The organism is Nonomuraea sp. NPDC003201 (assembly GCF_053590415.1).
Genome location: NZ_JBSFTC010000259.1, coordinates 1 through 16,097 on the forward strand (window position 1 = coordinate 1; position 16,097 = coordinate 16,097).

At 70.6% G+C, this 16,097-nt stretch carries 16 protein-coding genes and 1 pseudogene; 5 read left to right on the forward strand and 12 right to left on the reverse strand.

Features of this window, described 5'->3' with window-relative positions; translation table 11 throughout:
* Nucleotides 1-563 precede the first annotated feature (563 nt).
* Entirely contained in the window at nt 564-1,007 is a 444-nt protein-coding gene (locus ACWDX9_RS47770; RefSeq protein WP_449967357.1) for a MarR family winged helix-turn-helix transcriptional regulator, read from the reverse strand.
* A 75-nt stretch (nt 1,008-1,082) separates the two neighbouring features.
* Between ACWDX9_RS47770 and ACWDX9_RS47775 the strand changes: the two genes are divergently transcribed.
* The 3 genes from ACWDX9_RS47775 (at nt 1,083) to ACWDX9_RS47785 (ending at nt 3,677) form a co-directional block, all read left to right on the forward strand.
* Nucleotides 1,083-1,469 (forward strand): PPOX class F420-dependent oxidoreductase, encoded by a 387-nt coding sequence (locus ACWDX9_RS47775; protein ID WP_449967360.1) that lies wholly within the window; start codon nt 1,083-1,085, stop codon nt 1,467-1,469.
* Between the two features lie 83 nt (nt 1,470-1,552).
* Nucleotides 1,553-1,816 (forward strand): pyridoxamine 5'-phosphate oxidase family protein, encoded by a 264-nt coding sequence (locus ACWDX9_RS47780; RefSeq protein ID WP_449967384.1) that lies wholly within the window; start codon nt 1,553-1,555, stop codon nt 1,814-1,816.
* Between the two features lie 412 nt (nt 1,817-2,228).
* Nucleotides 2,229-3,677, forward strand: a complete 1,449-nt coding sequence (locus tag ACWDX9_RS47785; protein ID WP_449967363.1) for a glycosyltransferase family 39 protein — start codon at nt 2,229-2,231, stop codon at nt 3,675-3,677.
* 123 nt (nt 3,678-3,800) lie between these two features.
* Here the strand turns inward: ACWDX9_RS47785 and tyrS are convergent, their stop codons facing one another.
* Nucleotides 3,801-5,066 carry a tyrosine--tRNA ligase gene (tyrS, locus tag ACWDX9_RS47790; RefSeq protein ID WP_350727247.1) on the reverse strand — a complete coding sequence of 422 codons (1,266 nt, stop codon included), beginning with the start codon at nt 5,064-5,066 and terminating at the stop codon, nt 3,801-3,803.
* Nucleotides 5,067-5,272: 206 nt separating this feature from the next.
* On the opposite strand from tyrS, the gene ACWDX9_RS47795 reads away from it, so the two are divergent.
* Nucleotides 5,273-5,560: a PH domain-containing protein gene (locus ACWDX9_RS47795; protein ID WP_449967366.1), complete on the forward strand. Its 288-nt coding sequence runs from the start codon at nt 5,273-5,275 to the stop codon at nt 5,558-5,560.
* Here the strand turns inward: ACWDX9_RS47795 and ACWDX9_RS47800 are convergent.
* The 9 genes from ACWDX9_RS47800 to argC form a co-directional block, all read right to left on the reverse strand.
* Nucleotides 5,500-6,273, reverse strand: a complete 774-nt coding sequence (locus ACWDX9_RS47800; protein ID WP_449967367.1) for a DNA-3-methyladenine glycosylase — start codon at nt 6,271-6,273, stop codon at nt 5,500-5,502. The genes ACWDX9_RS47795 and ACWDX9_RS47800 overlap by 61 nt on opposite strands.
* Nucleotides 6,255-7,691, reverse strand: coding sequence for an argininosuccinate lyase (argH, locus tag ACWDX9_RS47805; RefSeq protein ID WP_355198592.1), 1,437 nt, complete (start codon nt 7,689-7,691; stop codon nt 6,255-6,257). The genes ACWDX9_RS47800 and argH overlap by 19 nt, the downstream gene beginning before the upstream one ends.
* Nucleotides 7,692-7,782: 91 nt before the next feature.
* Complete coding sequence (locus tag ACWDX9_RS47810; protein ID WP_449967369.1) at nt 7,783-8,982, reverse strand: argininosuccinate synthase; 1,200 nt, start codon at nt 8,980-8,982, stop codon at nt 7,783-7,785.
* 40 nt (nt 8,983-9,022) lie between these two features.
* Nucleotides 9,023-9,529: an arginine repressor gene (locus tag ACWDX9_RS47815; RefSeq protein ID WP_350727243.1), complete on the reverse strand. Its 507-nt coding sequence runs from the start codon at nt 9,527-9,529 to the stop codon at nt 9,023-9,025.
* Nucleotides 9,526-10,446 carry an ornithine carbamoyltransferase gene (gene argF, locus ACWDX9_RS47820; protein WP_449967372.1) on the reverse strand — a complete coding sequence of 307 codons (921 nt, stop codon included), beginning with the start codon at nt 10,444-10,446 and terminating at the stop codon, nt 9,526-9,528. The genes ACWDX9_RS47815 and argF overlap by 4 nt, the downstream gene beginning before the upstream one ends.
* On the reverse strand, nt 10,443-11,609 hold the full coding sequence (locus ACWDX9_RS47825) for an acetylornithine transaminase (RefSeq protein WP_449967374.1): 1,167 nt from the start codon (nt 11,607-11,609) through the stop codon (nt 10,443-10,445). Before ACWDX9_RS47825 ends, argF begins: the two co-directional genes overlap by 4 nt.
* On the reverse strand, nt 11,609-12,481 hold the full coding sequence (gene argB, locus ACWDX9_RS47830; RefSeq protein ID WP_449967376.1) for an acetylglutamate kinase: 873 nt from the start codon (nt 12,479-12,481) through the stop codon (nt 11,609-11,611). Before argB ends, ACWDX9_RS47825 begins: the two co-directional genes overlap by 1 nt.
* Nucleotides 12,478-13,629, reverse strand: a complete 1,152-nt coding sequence (gene argJ, locus ACWDX9_RS47835; protein WP_449967379.1) for a bifunctional glutamate N-acetyltransferase/amino-acid acetyltransferase ArgJ — start codon at nt 13,627-13,629, stop codon at nt 12,478-12,480. The genes argB and argJ overlap by 4 nt, the downstream gene beginning before the upstream one ends.
* On the reverse strand, nt 13,626-14,648 hold the full coding sequence (gene argC / locus ACWDX9_RS47840; protein ID WP_449896271.1) for an N-acetyl-gamma-glutamyl-phosphate reductase: 1,023 nt from the start codon (nt 14,646-14,648) through the stop codon (nt 13,626-13,628). The genes argJ and argC overlap by 4 nt, the downstream gene beginning before the upstream one ends.
* 176 nt (nt 14,649-14,824) lie before the next feature.
* Here argC and ACWDX9_RS47845 point away from each other — a divergent pair, with 176 nt between their 5' ends.
* Nucleotides 14,825-15,358 carry a hypothetical protein gene (locus tag ACWDX9_RS47845; RefSeq protein WP_449967381.1) on the forward strand — a complete coding sequence of 178 codons (534 nt, stop codon included), beginning with the start codon at nt 14,825-14,827 and terminating at the stop codon, nt 15,356-15,358.
* A 4-nt stretch (nt 15,359-15,362) separates the two neighbouring features.
* Here the strand turns inward: ACWDX9_RS47845 and ACWDX9_RS47850 are convergent.
* A pseudogene (locus ACWDX9_RS47850) lies at nt 15,363-16,022 on the reverse strand (SDR family oxidoreductase); the annotation flags it as partial.
* Between the last annotated feature and the right edge of the window lie 75 nt (nt 16,023-16,097).

Below are 16,097 nucleotides of genomic sequence, written 5' to 3' on the forward strand. Positions count from 1 at the left end.
AGCAAATTTCCGTCAATTAATGACGGGGATATGCATGTGTATCTCATGCACTGGCTTTTAACACACTGTTGAGTTCTCAAGAAACGGACGCGTACATCCTCGCTCAAGTCTCTCGACCTTCGCTCGGAGGCGTGCCTCGCGTTTTCCTAAAATTTACCGAGCTAGTTGATTTCCGTCAAATCCGGAGATTTGCTGGAGACTGCTCAGACTTGCTTAGGATGGTGCACCCCAGTCGTCCCGGGGCAACCCTCGTAACTTACCGTGTCATCCAGAGCCTGTCGAATCAACCGATTTTTCGGTGATCTCCGTGCGCCAGACAACGACCCCAACTCCGAGCGCGCCGAAGCGGCTCTGCCGAGTGGCTCGTCATTTCAAAGGGCTTGCGCGGGGGCCCGTCCGCCTGATCGGCGTCCGGCTCACTCCCGGCGCGAACTGAAAGACTAGGTCGCAATCCGCGACACGTCAAATCGCCTCGCCAGGGGGCGTGTCACGGACGATCCCCGGCGCGCGGCGCGAGCCGTGTCCCAGCCCTCCCGGTGGCACAACCCGACGGTCTCTTGATGTCACAGTTCCAGGGTGGCGCGGGTGATCGCTTCGGCGCATCGGGCCAGCAGGCTGCGCAGTTGCTCCCGCTCCTCGGCGCTGAACTCATCCGCGATCGCGCGTTCGATCACCACGGCGCGCTCGTCCGCCGCCTTCAGCGCCGCACTCCCGGCATCGGTCAGCCGGGTCTCCAGGACGTTTCGATGCCATGGGTGCGGGGAGCGTTCGATGATGCCGCGTTCCTCCAGGTTCTTGAGCACGACGGTCATGGCCTGGGGCGTGACCAGGCACGCCCTGGCCAGCGCCGCGCCCGAGATACCGGGGTTGCCGGCCAGGGCGAACAGCGTCGCGTACTGGGCAACGGTCAGGCCCGCCGGCCGGACGGCGGCCTGCTTGGCCGCGATCAGGGTCTGCTCCGCACGCTTGATGTCCAGACCGAGGCGTTCGTCCGCAGGCATCCCCATGTCGCACATAGTACAACATTGATGGTTATCAAAGCTTTGATAACCTGGCACGTATCTACGCTTTGGAGGAGAGACGTGATCATTCCCGACAGCCACTTGGACCTGCTGAAGCGCCCGCTGTTCGCCCATCTGGCGACGATCGGGGCCGACGGGACGCCCAACGTGAACCCGGTCTGGACGATCTGGGACGGGGAGCACCTGCGTTTCACGACCACGATGGATCGCTTCAAGTACCGGAACGTCAAGCAGCATCCGCAGGTGGCGGTCTCCATCAACGACCCTGAGCAGCCGTATCGCTATCTGGAGATCCGCGGCGTGGTCGAGCGGCTGGAGTCTGACCCTTCGGGGGATTTCTTCGACGTGCTGGCCAACCGGTACGGCCTGGAGTATGAGCGGCCGGTCGGGGATGCCGAGCGGCGGGTGGTGATCGTTGTGAAGCCGACGCGCGTCACCCGGCAGTGATTGTCGCGGCGGCTCTGGCGACGCTCGGGGCCGACGGGACGCCCAACGTGAACCCGGTCTGGACGATCTGAGACGGGGAGCACCTGCGTTTCACGACCACGATGGATCGCTTCAAGTACCGGAACGTCAAGCAGCATCCGCAGGTGGCGGTCTCCATCAACGACCCTGAGCAGCCGTATCGCTATCTGGAGATCCGCGGCGTGGTCGAGCGGCTGGAGTCTGACCCTTCGGGGGATTTCTTCGACGTGCTGGCCAACCGGTACGGCCTGGAGTATGAGCGGCCGGTCGGGGATGCCGAGCGGCGGGTGGTGATCGTTGTGAAGCCGACGCGCGTCACCCGGCAGTGATTGTCGCGGCGGCTCTGGCGACGCTCGGGTGATCCGCTCGGGTGATCCGCTCGGGCGAGATCACTGTGGCTGGGGGCGTGGGTGGCGGGGGACGGCCCCTCATAGGCATCCCCAGGCGTCCGTCGCAGGTTCCTGGTGTCCGTGCCGGTGCCCGTGGTCGTGGGGTGGCCGGACTGGTGGCGGTGGCCGTGCCGGTGGTGGTAGTGGCCGTGGGGTGGCTGGTGCCAGTGGTGGTGGCCGTGGCCGTGAGATGGCTGGGCTGTTGGGCTCGTGGCCCGGCCGCAGTGCATAAGGGGCGAACGCGAATACTCCCGACCTTCCCCCCGCGTATCCTGCCCCGGTGACCACTGCCGCCACGCTAGCTCCCCCCGCCCGTCCCGCCGAACGCCTCCGTACAGCCACCCCATGGTGGATGTCCTTGCTCGCCGGAATCGCGGCATTCACAGGTACGGGGTCCGCCACCCTGAACGGCGACGAGCTGGCCACCATCAGCGCCGCTTCCCGTTCGATGTCCGGGATGTGGGAGCTGGCCCGGCACATCGACGGTCATTTCCTCCCGTACTACCTGTTCATGCACCTCTGGATGAAGGCAGGCACGGCGGAATTGTGGCTGCGGCTGCCGTCGGCGGTGGGGATCGGCGTGGCCGCCTGGTTCCTGGTCGATCTGGGGCGGCGGTTGCACAGCACGCGGGCCGGAGTGATCGCGGCCGCCGTCTTCGCGATCCTGCCCTCGGTGTCCTACTTCGGGGCGTTCGCCAGGTCTTATGCGTTCGCGGCGGCCGCGGTGGCGTTCTCGTTCTGGGCGCTGCACCGGGCCGTGGAGCGCTCCGAGGTCAGGCGGTGGGTGGTGTACGGGGTCGCGGTGGCCCTCGTGTGCTCCACCCACCTGTTCGCGGTGCTGGTGCTGCCCGCCCAACTGCTGCTGGTGCGCCGGGGCCGGGTGGTGCCGATGCTGGCGGCGATGGCCGTCGGGTGTGTGCCCGCTGCGGTGCTGGGGCTGGTGGGGTTCGGGGAGCGGCATGCGATCAGCTGGATCCCGCAGCGGGGGCCGGAGGTGTGGCTGAAGTTCCCGAAGATGGCGGCGGGGGCGACCGGGCTGGGCGTGATGTTGTTCGCCCTGGCGCTGGCCGGTGCGGCGCTGCTGTGGAAGGCGGCACCACGTGAGGTCGGGGAATCCGGCGGGGCCGGAGCCAGGGCAGGGGAAACCGGTGGGGCCGGGGGCGGGGTGACCGGCGGGGGCAGGGTGTGGGTGTTTGTGCTGGTCGGGTGGCTGGTGTTGCCTCCGGTGCTGCTGCTCGCCGTGTCGCAGCTCGTGACCCCCGTCTACGTGGACCGGTACCTGTTCGTGACAGCCCCCGCGCTGGCGCTGCTGGCGGGGCTCGCCGTGGCGGCGCTGCCCCGGTTCCAGATGGTGGCCGCGGTCGTGGTGGTGCTGCTCGGGTGCGCGCTGTCCGTTCAGGAGCACGTCACGGTACGCGAGGAGAACGGCCGTTTCGAGAACATCCCCTGGGCCTTGCGCGTGATCAAGGCCGAGCCCGACGACGCGATCGTGTACGGCCAGAGCCAGCTCCGCACGGGCTTCGAGTACTACGCGGACTCTTTGATGCCGGTCGACGTGCTCAAGACCGGGGAAGCGCCCTTGCCCGACGGGTTCGGGTATCCGGAGCGGCCCGACGCGGCGGCCGCGCTGGACGGGCGGGAGCGGGTGTGGGTGGTGTGGCGCGGGAGCAAGCAGTCGGGCCTCGACAGTGACGCGGTCCCGCGGGTCGCCGAGGTGGTGAAGGCGGGGTTCAAGCTGAGCCTGGCCAAGCACTCCGCCGATCTGCCGGGGCTGACGGTGGCGCTGTTCGTCCGCCGCTGACGCACCGCACGGAGTCCGCCGCTGACGCACCTCTCGGCGACCTCACGGAGGACGCGGCCGGCGTACCACACGGAAGCGGGCCCTTCCCCGGACGGGGAAGAGCCCGCGAAGGTCACGCGAAGGTCAGCCGACCTCGACGCCGCCGATCGACTTCTTGCCGCGCCGGAGCACCATGAAGCGCCCGTGCAGCAGGTCCTCGGAGCCGGGTACGTACGCCTCGTCCGTGATCTTGACGTTGTTGAGGTACGCCCCGCCCTCCTTCACCGCCCGCCTGGCCGCCGACTTCGACTCCACCAGGCCGCTGTCGGCCAGGAGGTCGACGAACGGCGTCCCGAGCGCGGGGACCGTGGCCTTCGGCACCTCGGCCAGCGCCGCCCCCAGCGTGGAGGCGGGCAGGTCCTCCAGCTCGCCCTGTCCGAAGAGCGCCTTCGAGGCCGCCACGACCGCGTCGAGCTCCTGCTTGCCGTGGAGCAGCTCGGTGAGGTCCTCGGCGAGCGTCCGCTGCGCCTCGCGGGCGAAGGGGCGTTCGGCGACGGCCTTCTCCAGAGCCTCGATCTCCTCGCGGGTCTTGAAGGTGAAGACCTTGAGGTAGTGGATCACGTCACGGTCGTCGGAGTTGAGGAAGTACTGGTAGAAGGCGTAGGGCGAGGTCATCTCCGGGTCGAGCCAGAGGGCGCCGCCCGCCGTCTTGCCGAACTTGGTGCCGTCGGCCTTCGTGATCAGCGGCAGGGTCAGCGCGTGGACGTGCCCGCCCTCGATGCGGCGGATGAGGTCGGCGCCCGCCGTGATGTTGCCCCACTGGTCGCTGCCGCCGATCTGCAGCGTGCAGTTGTGGCGGCGGAACAGCTCCAGGTAGTCGTTGGCCTGCAGGATCTGGTAGCTGAACTCGGTGTAGCTCAGCCCCTCCCCCTGCAGCCGCGCGGAGACCGACTCCCTGGCGAGCATGCGGTTGACCGGGAAGTGCTTGCCGATGTCGCGCAGGAAGTCGATGGCGCTCAGCTCGCCGGTCCAGTCGAGGTTGCTGACCAGCTGGGCGGCGTTCGGCTGGACCTCGAAGTCGAGGAAACGTCCGACCTGGCCGCGCAGGCGCTCCACCCACTCCGCGACGACCTCAGAGGCGTTGAGCGAGCGCTCGGTGTTGCGCCCGCTCGGGTCGCCGATCAGGCCGGTGGCACCGCCGACCAGGCCGATCGGGCGGTGCCCGGCGAGCTGGAGGCGGCGCAGCGTGAGCAGCGGCACGAAGTGGCCGACGTGCAAGGAGGCAGCGGTGGGGTCAAAACCGGAATAGACCGTGATCGGGCCCTTGGCCATGGACGCGCGCAGGGCGTCGAGGTCGGTGGACTGGGCGATAAGCCCTCGCCACGCGAGGTCATCGAGAATGTCGGTCACGGTGCCGGCTTTCCGTAGAGACGTTGGACGTTGAATAGTGCAAGCGTGCCCGATCGCCCGGGTTCGCCGCCACTTGGATACGCTCTGTCTCCATGTGGAGGGTCCGTCGCGAGCTGGCTGTTTTCAAGATTTTAGGGGCTCTTGCGTGTGCTGGGCTCGCCGTCTACTGGTGGGTCGCCGGCGATGTCCGCGGTGTGATCCTGGCCGTGCCGGCAGCCGTGCTGGTAGGCGGGATGGGGCTGCGCGATCTGGTCGCCCCCGTACGGCTGGCGGCCGATCAGAGCGGGATCACCGTGGTGCACGGGTTCGCGGGCAAGCGGCACGTGCCCTGGGAGGCGATCCGGGACGTCAAGGTCGACGTGAGCAGGCGATGGGGGCGGCGGAGCGAGCTCCTGGAGATCGACACCGGCGACAACCTGCACATTTTCAGCCGTCACGACCTCGATGCCCCTCCCACCGAGGTGGCCGCGGCGTTGCGGCGGCGGGGCACGTGAGCGCGGTAGGGCGACACGGTCGGGTCGCCGTCGATCCAGAACCGCCACGGCGTGTCCTTGGCGGTCGAGATGCCGGTACGCGGGCCTGACCTGATCGACTCCGCCTCTGCCGGGCGGCCCTCCAGCATGGCCGCGGCTCCATGCGGGACCCCGGTCAGCCGGCGATCGGCCGCGAAAGTGGCCCCCGCGATCGCGTCGAGGCCGTTGTGCTCACGGAGCAGGCCGAGGGCGACGGCCAGCCTGGCCGGGCCGCGCGCGAGGTCCCGGTCGGGAATCGCCCGGCCGCTCGCGGCCGGGCCGTTGCCCGAAGGCGTAGAGCCGTCGCCTGTGGACGTGCGACCGGTGCCCGAAGAGGTGCGCCGGGCGCGGGCCTCGTCGATGCCCGCCACCACCTCTCCCCCGCGCAGCAGCACGGCCGAGCCGAAGCCCTCGGGCAGGCACACCAGGTTCGCGCAGAAGTGCATGCCGTACGTGAAGTACACGTACAGGTGCCCCGGCGGGCCGAACATGACCGCGTTACGCGGCGTCTTGCCCCGATAGGTGTGCGCCGCCGGGTCCTCGCCGGGGCCGCCGTACGCCTCGACCTCGGTCAGGCGCACGGCGACGGGGCCGTGCACGAGCACGCGCCCGAGCAGCTCGGGCGCGACCTCGTGCGACGGCCGGTCGAAGAAACCCCGCGGCAGCGCGGCGGAGCTCAGATCCCCGCTGCCCATGCCGCCTGCGCGTCGACCGCCTCCCGCAGCGCGACGAGCTGGTCGCGGACGCGGTCCGGCGCGGTGCCGCCGTGGGCCTTGCGCGCGGCCAGGGCGCCGGGCACGTTGAGCACGTCGCGGACGTCGGGCGTCAGGTGCGCCGACACCTTGATCAGCTCCTCGTCCGTGAGGTCGCCCAGGTCCTTGTCGTTGACCTGGCACCACACCACCAGGTGGCCGACCGCCTCGTGGGCCTCGCGGAACGGGACCCCGCGGCGGACGAGCAGCTCGGCCAGGTCGGTGGCCAGCGCGAACCCGTCGGGCGCCGAGGACTCCATGCGGGCGGTGTTGACCCGCATGGTCGCGACCAGCCCGGCCACCGCCGGCAGGACCAGGAGCAGCGTGTCGACCGCGTCGAAGACGGGCTCCTTGTCCTCCTGCAGGTCGCGGTTGTAGGTCAGCGGCAGGCCCTTGAGCGTGGTCAGCAGCGACATCAGGTTGCCGATGAGGCGCCCGGACTTGCCGCGGGCCAGCTCGGCGACGTCGGGGTTCTTCTTCTGGGGCATGATCGACGAGCCGGTGGAGTAGGCGTCGTCCATCTCGATCCAGCGGAACTCCTGCGAGGCCCACAGGACGATCTCCTCGCCCAGCCGCGACAGGTGCACGCCGATCATGGCCGCGTCGAACAGGAACTCCGCCGCGAAGTCACGGTCGGAGACGGCGTCCATCGAGTTGGGCGCGGCGGCCGCGAAGCCGAGCTCCTCGGCCACGGCCTGCGGGTCGAGCGGCAGCGACGAGCCCGCCAGCGCGCCGGCGCCGAGCGGGGAGATCGCGGCGCGCTTGTCCCAGTCGGTGAGCCGGTCGATGTCGCGGGCGAAGGCGTGCACGTGGGCCAGGAGCTGGTGGCCGAACGACACCGGCTGCGCGTGCTGCAGGTGCGTCATGCCGGGCGCGGCCGTCTCGGCGTGCTGCTCCGCCTGGGCCATGAGCGCCGTCTCCAGCTCGACCAGGCGGGAGACGACCGTGCGGGCGTGATCGCGCAGGTAGAGGCGCAGGTCGGTGGCGATCTGGTCGTTGCGCGAGCGCCCCGCGCGGAGCTTGCCGCCCAGCGAGCCGAGCCGCTCCAGCAGGCCGCGCTCCAGCGCCGTGTGCACGTCCTCGTCGGCGACCGTCGGCCGGAACTCGCCCGCCTTGCAGGCGCGCTCCAGGTCGTCGAGCGCGCCGATCATGCGCTCGAGCTCCTCGTCGCTCAGCAGCTCCGCCCTGTGCAGCACGCGGGCGTGCGCCCTGGACGCGGCCAGGTCGTACGGCACGAGCCGCCAGTCGAAGTGCACGCTCACCGACAGCCGGGCCAGCGCGTCGGACGGGCCGCTCTCGAAGCGCCCACCCCACAGCCGCATCGGCTTGCCATCACTCACCGTTGTCTCCTTCGTGACCATGTCCATGGTCGCACCCGCTTCGGGACCCGTTGGCATCGTTCCTCGTTCTCTCGCCCCGAGCTCCTGTGCTCCGGCGCGACCATAGTGCACGTCAGCCCTTCTTGGCGTCCCGTGCGGCGGCGATCTTAGTAGGGAGGGAGAACAGCTGGACGAACCCTTTGGCCAGCGACTGGTCGAACGTGTCGCCGGTGTCGTAGGTGGCCAGCGAGAAATCGTACAGAGAATCCTCCGAGCGGCGGCCGGTGACAGTGGCCCGGCCGCCGTGCAGCGTCATGCGGATGTCGCCGGAGACGTGCTTCTGCGCCTCGGCGATGAGCGCGTCGAGGGCGCTCTTGAGCGGCGAGAACCACAGGCCGTCGTAGACGAGCTCGCCCCACCGCTGGTCCACGCCGCGCTTGAAGCGGGCGAGGTCGCGTTCGACGGTGATGTTCTCCAGCTCCATGTGCGCGGTGATGAGGGCGACGGCGCCGGGCGCCTCGTACACCTCGCGCGACTTGATGCCGACCAGGCGGTCCTCGACCAGGTCGATCCGGCCGACGCCGTGCGCGCCCGCGCGCCGGTTCAGCTCGTCGATGACCTGGTACGGCGTCAGCTCCCGCCCGTCGATCCCGACCGGGACGCCCTGCTCGAACGTGATGACGACCTCGTCGGCCTCGCGCGGCCGGGCCGGGTCGTCGGTGTAGGCGTAGACGTCCTCGGTGGGGCCGTTCCAGATGTCCTCGAGGAAGCCGGTCTCGACGGCGCGGCCCCAGAGGTTCTGGTCGATGGAGAACGGGTTCTTCTTCGACGTCTCGATGGGCAGGCCCCTGGCCTCGGCGTACTCGATGGCCTTGTCGCGCGTCCAGGCGAAGTCGCGGGCGGGCGCGACGACCCTGAGGTCCGGGGCGAGGGCGGCCAGGCCGGCCTCGAAGCGGACCTGGTCGTTGCCCTTGCCGGTGCAGCCGTGCGAGACGATCGTGCCGCCGAACCGCTTGGCCGCCGAGACCAGGTGCTTGACGATCAGCGGGCGCGACAGCGAGGAGACCAGCGGATAGCGGTCCATGTAGAGGGCGTTGGCCTGCAGCGCGGGTACGCAGAAGTCGGCGGCGAACTCCTCTTTGGCGTCCACCACGACCGACTCGACCGCGCCGCAGTCGACGGCCCGCCGCTGGATCGCCTCCATGTCCTCGCCGCCCTGGCCGAGGTCCACGGCGACGCAGACGACCTCGGCGCCCATCTTCTCGGCGAGGTACGGGATGGCGACCGAGGTGTCCAGGCCGCCGGAATACGCGAGCACTACCCTTTCGGACATTACATATCTCCGGATATCAGATCTTGGCCGCGTGGCGGGGCTATCCGCGCCGGTCGGCCACTCTCAGCAGCGCGTCCGCGACGGCCTGGCCGCCCGCCGGATCGCGGCTGATCACGAGGATCGTGTCGTCGCCCGCGACCGTGCCGAGGATCGACTCCCAGTCGGCGTGGTCGATGGCGGAGGCCAGGAACTGGGCCGCGCCCGGCGGGGTCCGTACGATGACCAGGTTGGCCGACGCCTCGGCGCCGACCAGCAGTTCCTCGGCGATGCGGTGCAGTCGCGCGGCCGGGCTCTCGCCGGTGCCCAGCCGGGTGAGCGGGATCCGGGCGCCGCCCTCGCCGGGCAGGGCGTAGACCAGGGATCCGTCGTCGGCGCGCAGCTTGAGCGCGCCGAGCTCGTCGAGGTCACGCGAGAGCGTGGCCTGGGTGACCTCGACGCCGCTCTCGGCCAGCAGCTTGGCCAGCTCCGGCTGGGAGCGCACGGCCTGCCGCTGCAGCAGGTCGGTGATCTTCGCCTGCCGCGCCGCCTTGGTCATGGGAATCATCATCGATGGGACACCAGCCAGTGGAGGAGCGCCTTCTGGGCGTGCAGCCGGTTCTCGGCCTGATCCCACACGGCGCTCCGCGGGCCCTCGAGGACCTTGGCGGTGATCTCGTAGTCGCGGTAGGCGGGCAGGCAGTGCAGCACGATCGCGTCGGGCGCGGCGTGCTCCAGCAGCTCGGAGTTCACCTGGTACGGCATGAGCGCGGCGATCCGCTCCTCCTTGCCGTCCTGGCCCATCGACACCCACGTGTCGGTCGCGATCACATGAGCGCCCTGGGCGGCGGCCACCGGGTCGGACAGCGCGATCACCGAGCCGCCCGTCCTGGCGGCGATGGCGGCGGCCTGGTCGAGGATGACCGCGTCGGGCTGGTAGCCGGCCGGGGCCGCGATGCGCACGTGCATGCCGGCGGTGGCCCCGCCGAGCAGGTAGGAGTGGGCCATGTTGTTGGCGCCGTCGCCCAGGTAGGTGAGCGTGACCCCGGCGGTCCGGCCCAGCCTCTCCTGGACGGTCTGCAGGTCGGCCAGGATCTGGCAGGGGTGGAACTCGTCGGTGAGCGCGTTGACGACCGGCACCCGGGAGTGGGCGGCCATCTCGTCGATGAGCTCCTGCCCGGCGGTCCGCCACACGATGGCGGCGACCTGCCGGTCGAGCACCCGGGCGATGTCGGCGGTGGGCTCGCCGCGGCCCATGAGGACCGAGACGTTGTCCACGACCAGCGGCAGGCCGCCGAGCTCGCCGATGCCGGTGTGGAAGGAGACGCGCGTGCGGGCCGACGGCTTGTCGAACAGGACCGCGACCGTCTGCGGGCCCTCGAACGGGCGGTAGCCGAACCGGTCCTTCTTCATGGCCGCGGCGAGGTCGAGCACCTCCGCCTGCTCGGCGGGCGTCAGGTCGTCGTCCCTCAGGAAGTGGCGGGTCACTTGGCCGCCTCCGCGAGGATCGCCGGGTACGTGGCCAGGAACTTGTCGATCTCCTCCGCCGTGACCACCAGCGGCGGCGCGATGCGTACGGCGTCCGGCTGGAGGGCGTTGACCAGGAAGCCGGCGCTCTGGGCGGCGCTCTGGACCTCGGCCGAGCGGGGCTCGCTCAGCACGGTGGCCAGCCAGAGGCCCCGCCCGCGCACGCCCTTCAGCAGCGGGTGCCGCATCGACTCCAGGCCGGTGCGCAGCCGCGCGGAGGCCGACTTGACGTGGTCGAGGTCGAGGTTGTCGAGCACGGCCAGGGCCGCGGCGCAGGCGACCGGGTTGCCGCCGAACGTGGAGCCGTGGTCGCCCTTGGCGAACAGCTTGCCCGCGTCGCCGAATCCGATGCACGCGCCGATCGGCAGCCCGCCGCCCAGGCCCTTGGCCAGGGTCAGGATGTCGGGCGTGACGCCGTCGGCCTGGTGCGCGAACCAGTGGCCGGTGCGGCCGATCGCGGACTGGATCTCGTCGGCGACCAGGAGGGCGCCCGTGGAGTCGCAGATCTCGCGGGCCGCCTCGAAGTAGCCCTCGGGCGGCGGCACGACGCCGGCCTCGCCCTGGGTGGGCTCCAGGAAGACCGCGATGCAGTCGCCGGTCACGGCTTCCTTCAGCGCGGTGGCGTCGCCGTACGGGACGAAGCGGACGTCGATCGGGAACGGGCCGAACTGGTCGCGGATCGACGGCTTGCCGGTCAGCGACAGCGCGCCGATCGTGCGGCCATGGAAGCCGTTCTCGGCGGCGACGAAGTAGGAGCGGCCCTCGCGCTTGCCGTACTTGACGGCGAGCTTGTAGGCGGCCTCGTTGGCCTCGGTGCCGGAGTTGGCGAAGAAGACCCTGCCCGGGGCGTTGAGCAGGTTGAGGAGCTTCTCGGCGAGCAGCACCTCGGGCTCGTGCAGGAACAGATTGCTGGTGTGCGCGATCGTGGCGACCTGCTTGGAGACGGCCTCGACCAGGGCGGGGTGGGCGTGACCGAGCGAGCTGGTCGCGATGCCGCCGATGAAGTCGAGGTATTCGTTGCCGTCCACGTCCCAGACGCGAGTGCCCTCGCCTCGTGCCAGCGCCACCGGCGGCACGCCGTAGTTGGGCATGAAGGCATTTTCGAACCTCTTGTACAGGCTCATCAGGGCACCACCATCGTTCCGATTCCCTCATTGGTGAATATTTCCAGCAGCAGTGAGTGCGGCACGCGGCCGTCGAGCACGTGAGCCCGCGGGACGCCGCCCTGGACCGCGGTCAGGCAGGCCTCCATCTTGGGGACCATGCCGCTGGACAGCTTCGGCATCAGCGTCTCGAGCTCGTCGGCGTCGAGCTGGTCGATCACGTCGGTGTCGTCGGGCCAGTTGGCGTACAGGCCCTCGACGTCGGTGAGGACGATCAGCTTCTGCGCCTCGAGCGCCACGGCCAGCGCGGCCGCGGCGGTGTCGGCGTTCACGTTGTAGATCTGCCCGTCGTCCCCGCGCGCCACGCTGGAGACGACCGGGATGCGGCCGTTGTCGATCAGGGCCCGCACCGCGCCCGGTTCGACCTTGATGATCTCGCCGACCTGGCCGATGTCCACGGGCTCGCCGTCCACGATCGCGTGCTTGCGCACGGCCGTGAACAGGTGGGCGTCCTCGCCGGACATGCCGACGGCGAACGGGCCGTGCCGGTTGACCAGGCCCACGATGTCGCGGTTGACCTGGCCGACCAGGACCATCCTGACGACCTCCATGGCCTCCGGCGTGGTGACCCGCAGCCCGGCGGTGAACGTCGACTCGATGCCCAGCCTGGCGAGCGCGCTGCTGATCTGCGGGCCGCCGCCGTGCACGACGACCGGGCGCAGGCCCGCGTGCTGCAGGAAGACGACGTCCTCGGCGAAGCCCGCCTTGAGCGACTCGTCGGTCATGGCGTTGCCGCCGTACTTGATGACGACGGTCGCGCCGTGGAAGCGGGTCAGCCAGGGCAGCGCCTCGATCAGCGACTCGGCCTTGGCCTGCGCGCTGAGGGACCTCACGAGGAGTACGCCGAGTTCTCGTGGACGTATTCGGCCGTCAGGTCCGTGGTGTGCACCGTCGCGGTGTGCGGGCCGGCCGACAGGTCGATCGTGATCGTCACGTCCCTGGGGCGCATGTCCACCTTGGAGCGGTCGTCGCCCACCGCGCCGCCGCGGCAGATCCAGATGCCGTTGATGGCCACGTTCAGGCGGTCGGGCTCGAACACCGCGTCGGTGGTGCCGACGGCGGCCAGGACGCGGCCCCAGTTGGGGTCCTCGCCGTGGATGGCGCACTTGAGCAGGTTGGAGCGCGAGACCGCGCGGCCGACCTTGACCGCGTCGTCCTCCGAGTCGGCGCCGACGACCTCGATGGCGATGGCCTTGGAGGCGCCCTCGGCGTCGACCAGGAGCTGCCGGGCCAGGTCGGCGCAGACCTCGTGGACCTTCTGCTCGAACTCGGCGAGGTCCGGCTTGACGCCGGCGGCGCCGCTGGACAGCAGGAGCACGGTGTCGTTGGTGGACATGCAGCCGTCGGTGTCGAGGCGGTCGAACGTCCTGGCCGTGGCCTTGCGCAGCGCGGCGTCGAGCTCCTCGCCGGTGAGGTCGGCGTCCGTGGTGATCACGCACAGCATCGTGGCCAGGGAGGGGGCGAGCATGCCGGCGCCCTTGGCCATGCCGCCGACCATGTATCCGCTGCCCCGCCGGAACGAGATCTTGGAGACGGTGTCCGTGGTGCGGATGGCGTCGGCGGCGGCCAGGCCGCCGTCGCGGGAGAGCTGGCCGGCGGCGGTCTCGACGCCTGCCAGCAGCGCGTCCATCGGCAGCCGCTCGCCGATCAGGCCGGTGGAGCAGACCGCGACCTCGCCCGCGGAGTCCTGGAGCACCTCGGCCACCTTCTCGGCGGTGGCGTGGGTGTCCTGGAAGCCCTCGGGGCCGGTGCAGGCGTTGGCGCCGCCGGAGTTGAGCACGACCGCTCGCAGCCGCCCGCCGGACAGAACCTGCTGCGACCACAGCACGGGGGCGGCCTTCACGCGGTTGGCGGTGAAGACACCCGCGGCGGCCCTGCTGGGCCCGTCGTTGACGACGAGGGCCAGGTCACGGGCGCCGCCGGACTTGATCCCGGCGGCGATGCCCGTGGCCCGAAAACCGAGTGGTGCAGTTACGCTCAAGGTGCGACTCCTGTCAGGGGAAGGCCGAGCTCTTCTGGGAGGCCGAGTGCGAGGTTCACGCTCTGGACGGCACCTCCGGCCGTGCCCTTGGTGAGGTTGTCGATGGCGATGACGGCGACCACGCGGCCCGCGCGTTCGTCGAGCGTCACCTGCAGGGCGGCGGTGTTGGCGCCGTAGGTCATGGAGGTGGCCGGCCACGTGCCCTCGGGCAGGAGCTTGACGAACGGCTCCTCCTTCAGCGCGACCTCGTACGCCGTCCGCAGCGCCTCCTTGGTGAGGCCGGGCGCGGCCGGGGCGCTGCAGGTGGCGAGGATGCCGCGGCTCATGGGCGCCAGCGTCGGGGTGAACGAGACGCGGACCGGGGCGCCGGCGACGGCCGACAGGCCCTGCTCCATCTCGGGAGTGTGCCGGTGGACGCCGCCCACGCCGTACGCGCTGACCGAGCCCATGACCTCGCTGCCGAGCAGGTTGGGCTTGAGCGACTTGCCGGCGCCGCTGGTGCCGCTGGCGGCCACCACGACCACGTCCGGCTCGGCCAGGCCCGCGGCGAACGCGGGCGACAGGGCCAGCAGGACGGAGGTCGGGTAGCAGCCGGGGACCGCGATGCGGGTGGCCGACCGCAGGACCTCCCGCTGGCCGGGGAGCTCGGGCAGGCCGTAGGGCCAGGATCCGGCGTGCTCGCCGCCGTAGAACTCCTGCCAGGCGGCCGGGTCGGTGAGCCGGTGGTCGGCGCCGCAGTCGACGACGATCGTCTCCGCGCCGAGCTGGGCGGCGACGGCGGCCGAGTGGCCGTGCGGCAGGGCGAGGAAGACGACGTCATGCCCGGCCAACGTGTCGGCGACGGTGTCCTCGATGATCCGGTCGGCCAGTTGCGGCAGGTGGGGCTGGTGGGCGCCGAGGCGGCTGCCCGCACTGGACGCCGCGGTGAGCGCGCCGATCTCGAACTCGGGGTGCCCGAGCAGGAGGCGGAGCAACTCTCCTCCCGCGTAGCCGCTGGCCCCCGCGACCGCTGCCCTCATTCCGCCCTCTCTTCTGCATATTCATGCATCATTGCTCATGACCTTACTGTGAAGATAATGCACTTCACGGGATGGACATGCAAGCTGGAGGCGTCCAGATGACCACATGGTGAGACGGTGAGTGTTCCCAGTGGGCTGCAGGTGAATGCCAAGCGGGGGCGGAGACGATGGGGCACATGAGCGACTTCATGCCCGATATCCAGTTCGTCACCCCTGGCGGGAGGGATCCGGGGCGGCTCGGGCGGATCGTCCTCGTGCTGCTCTGGCTGACGGTGTGCCTGGCGCCGGTGGCGTTCGCGATCGGCGATCTGGAGCTGGCCACGGGGCGGGCCGGCACGCCGGGGACGCTGCGGGTGGCCTCGTGCGAGGCGCTGGGCCAGGGTCGCTACGACTGCCAGGGGATCTTCACCCCCGACTCCGGCGGCAGCTCCGTGGCGGTGGACGCCTCGCCGGACTCCGAGGCGGGCGACATGACGCGGGCCCAGCTCACGCCGGAAGGCGACCGCGCGGTCCCGGCCGGGACGAGGGGGGTCCTGGCGGCCTTGACGTTGCCGGCGGTCGGGTTCGGGGGGCTGGGGTTCCTGCCGTACGTGATCATGTACTGGGCGGGCGCGCGCAGGGGGCGGCGGGCCGCCGTGGCCGGGGGTTTCCTGGTCACGGCGGCCGGAATGGCGCTGACGGTGATCGGGATGGTGGCGGCCTACTCCTGAGCGGTCAGCGCAGGAAGGCGGCGGCCACGCCCGCGTCCACCGGGATGTGCAGGCCCGTGGTGTGGGTGAGGTCGTCGCCGGTGAGGGCGAAGACGGCGGCGGCCACGTGCTCGGGCAGGACCTCGCGCTTGAGCAGGGTCCGCTGGGCGTAGAACTCGCCGAGCTTCTCCTCCTCCACGCCGTAGACGGCCGCGCGGTTGGCGCCCCAGCCGGAGGCGAAGATGCCGGAGCCGCGTACGACGCCGTCGGGGTTGATCCCGTTGACGCGGATGCCGTGCGTGCCCAGCTCGGCCGCCAGCAGCCGGACCTGGTGCGCCTGGTCGGCCTTGGCCGCGCCGTAGGCGACGTTGTTCGGGCCGGCGAAGACGGCGTTCTTGGAGGAGATGTAGACGATGTCGCCGCCCAGCCCCTGGTCGATCAGGACCCGGGCCGTCTCGCGCGCCACCAGGAACGAGCCCCTGGCCATCACGTCGTGCTGCAGGTCCCAGTCGTCGAGGGTGGTCTCCAGCAGCGCGCGGGACAGCGACAGGCCGGCGTTGTTGACGACCAGGTCCACGCCGCCGAAGGCCAGCACGCCCGCGCGTACCGCCGCGGCGACCTGCTCCTCCGAGGTGACGTCCACGGCGACCGCCACCGCGACGTCGGACACCCGGTACGCGGCCGCTCTCCTCACCGACGCCGTCACCAACTCGACCGGACCGGACGAACGCGTCGAACTGCTCGGCAGGCTGCTGCGCGC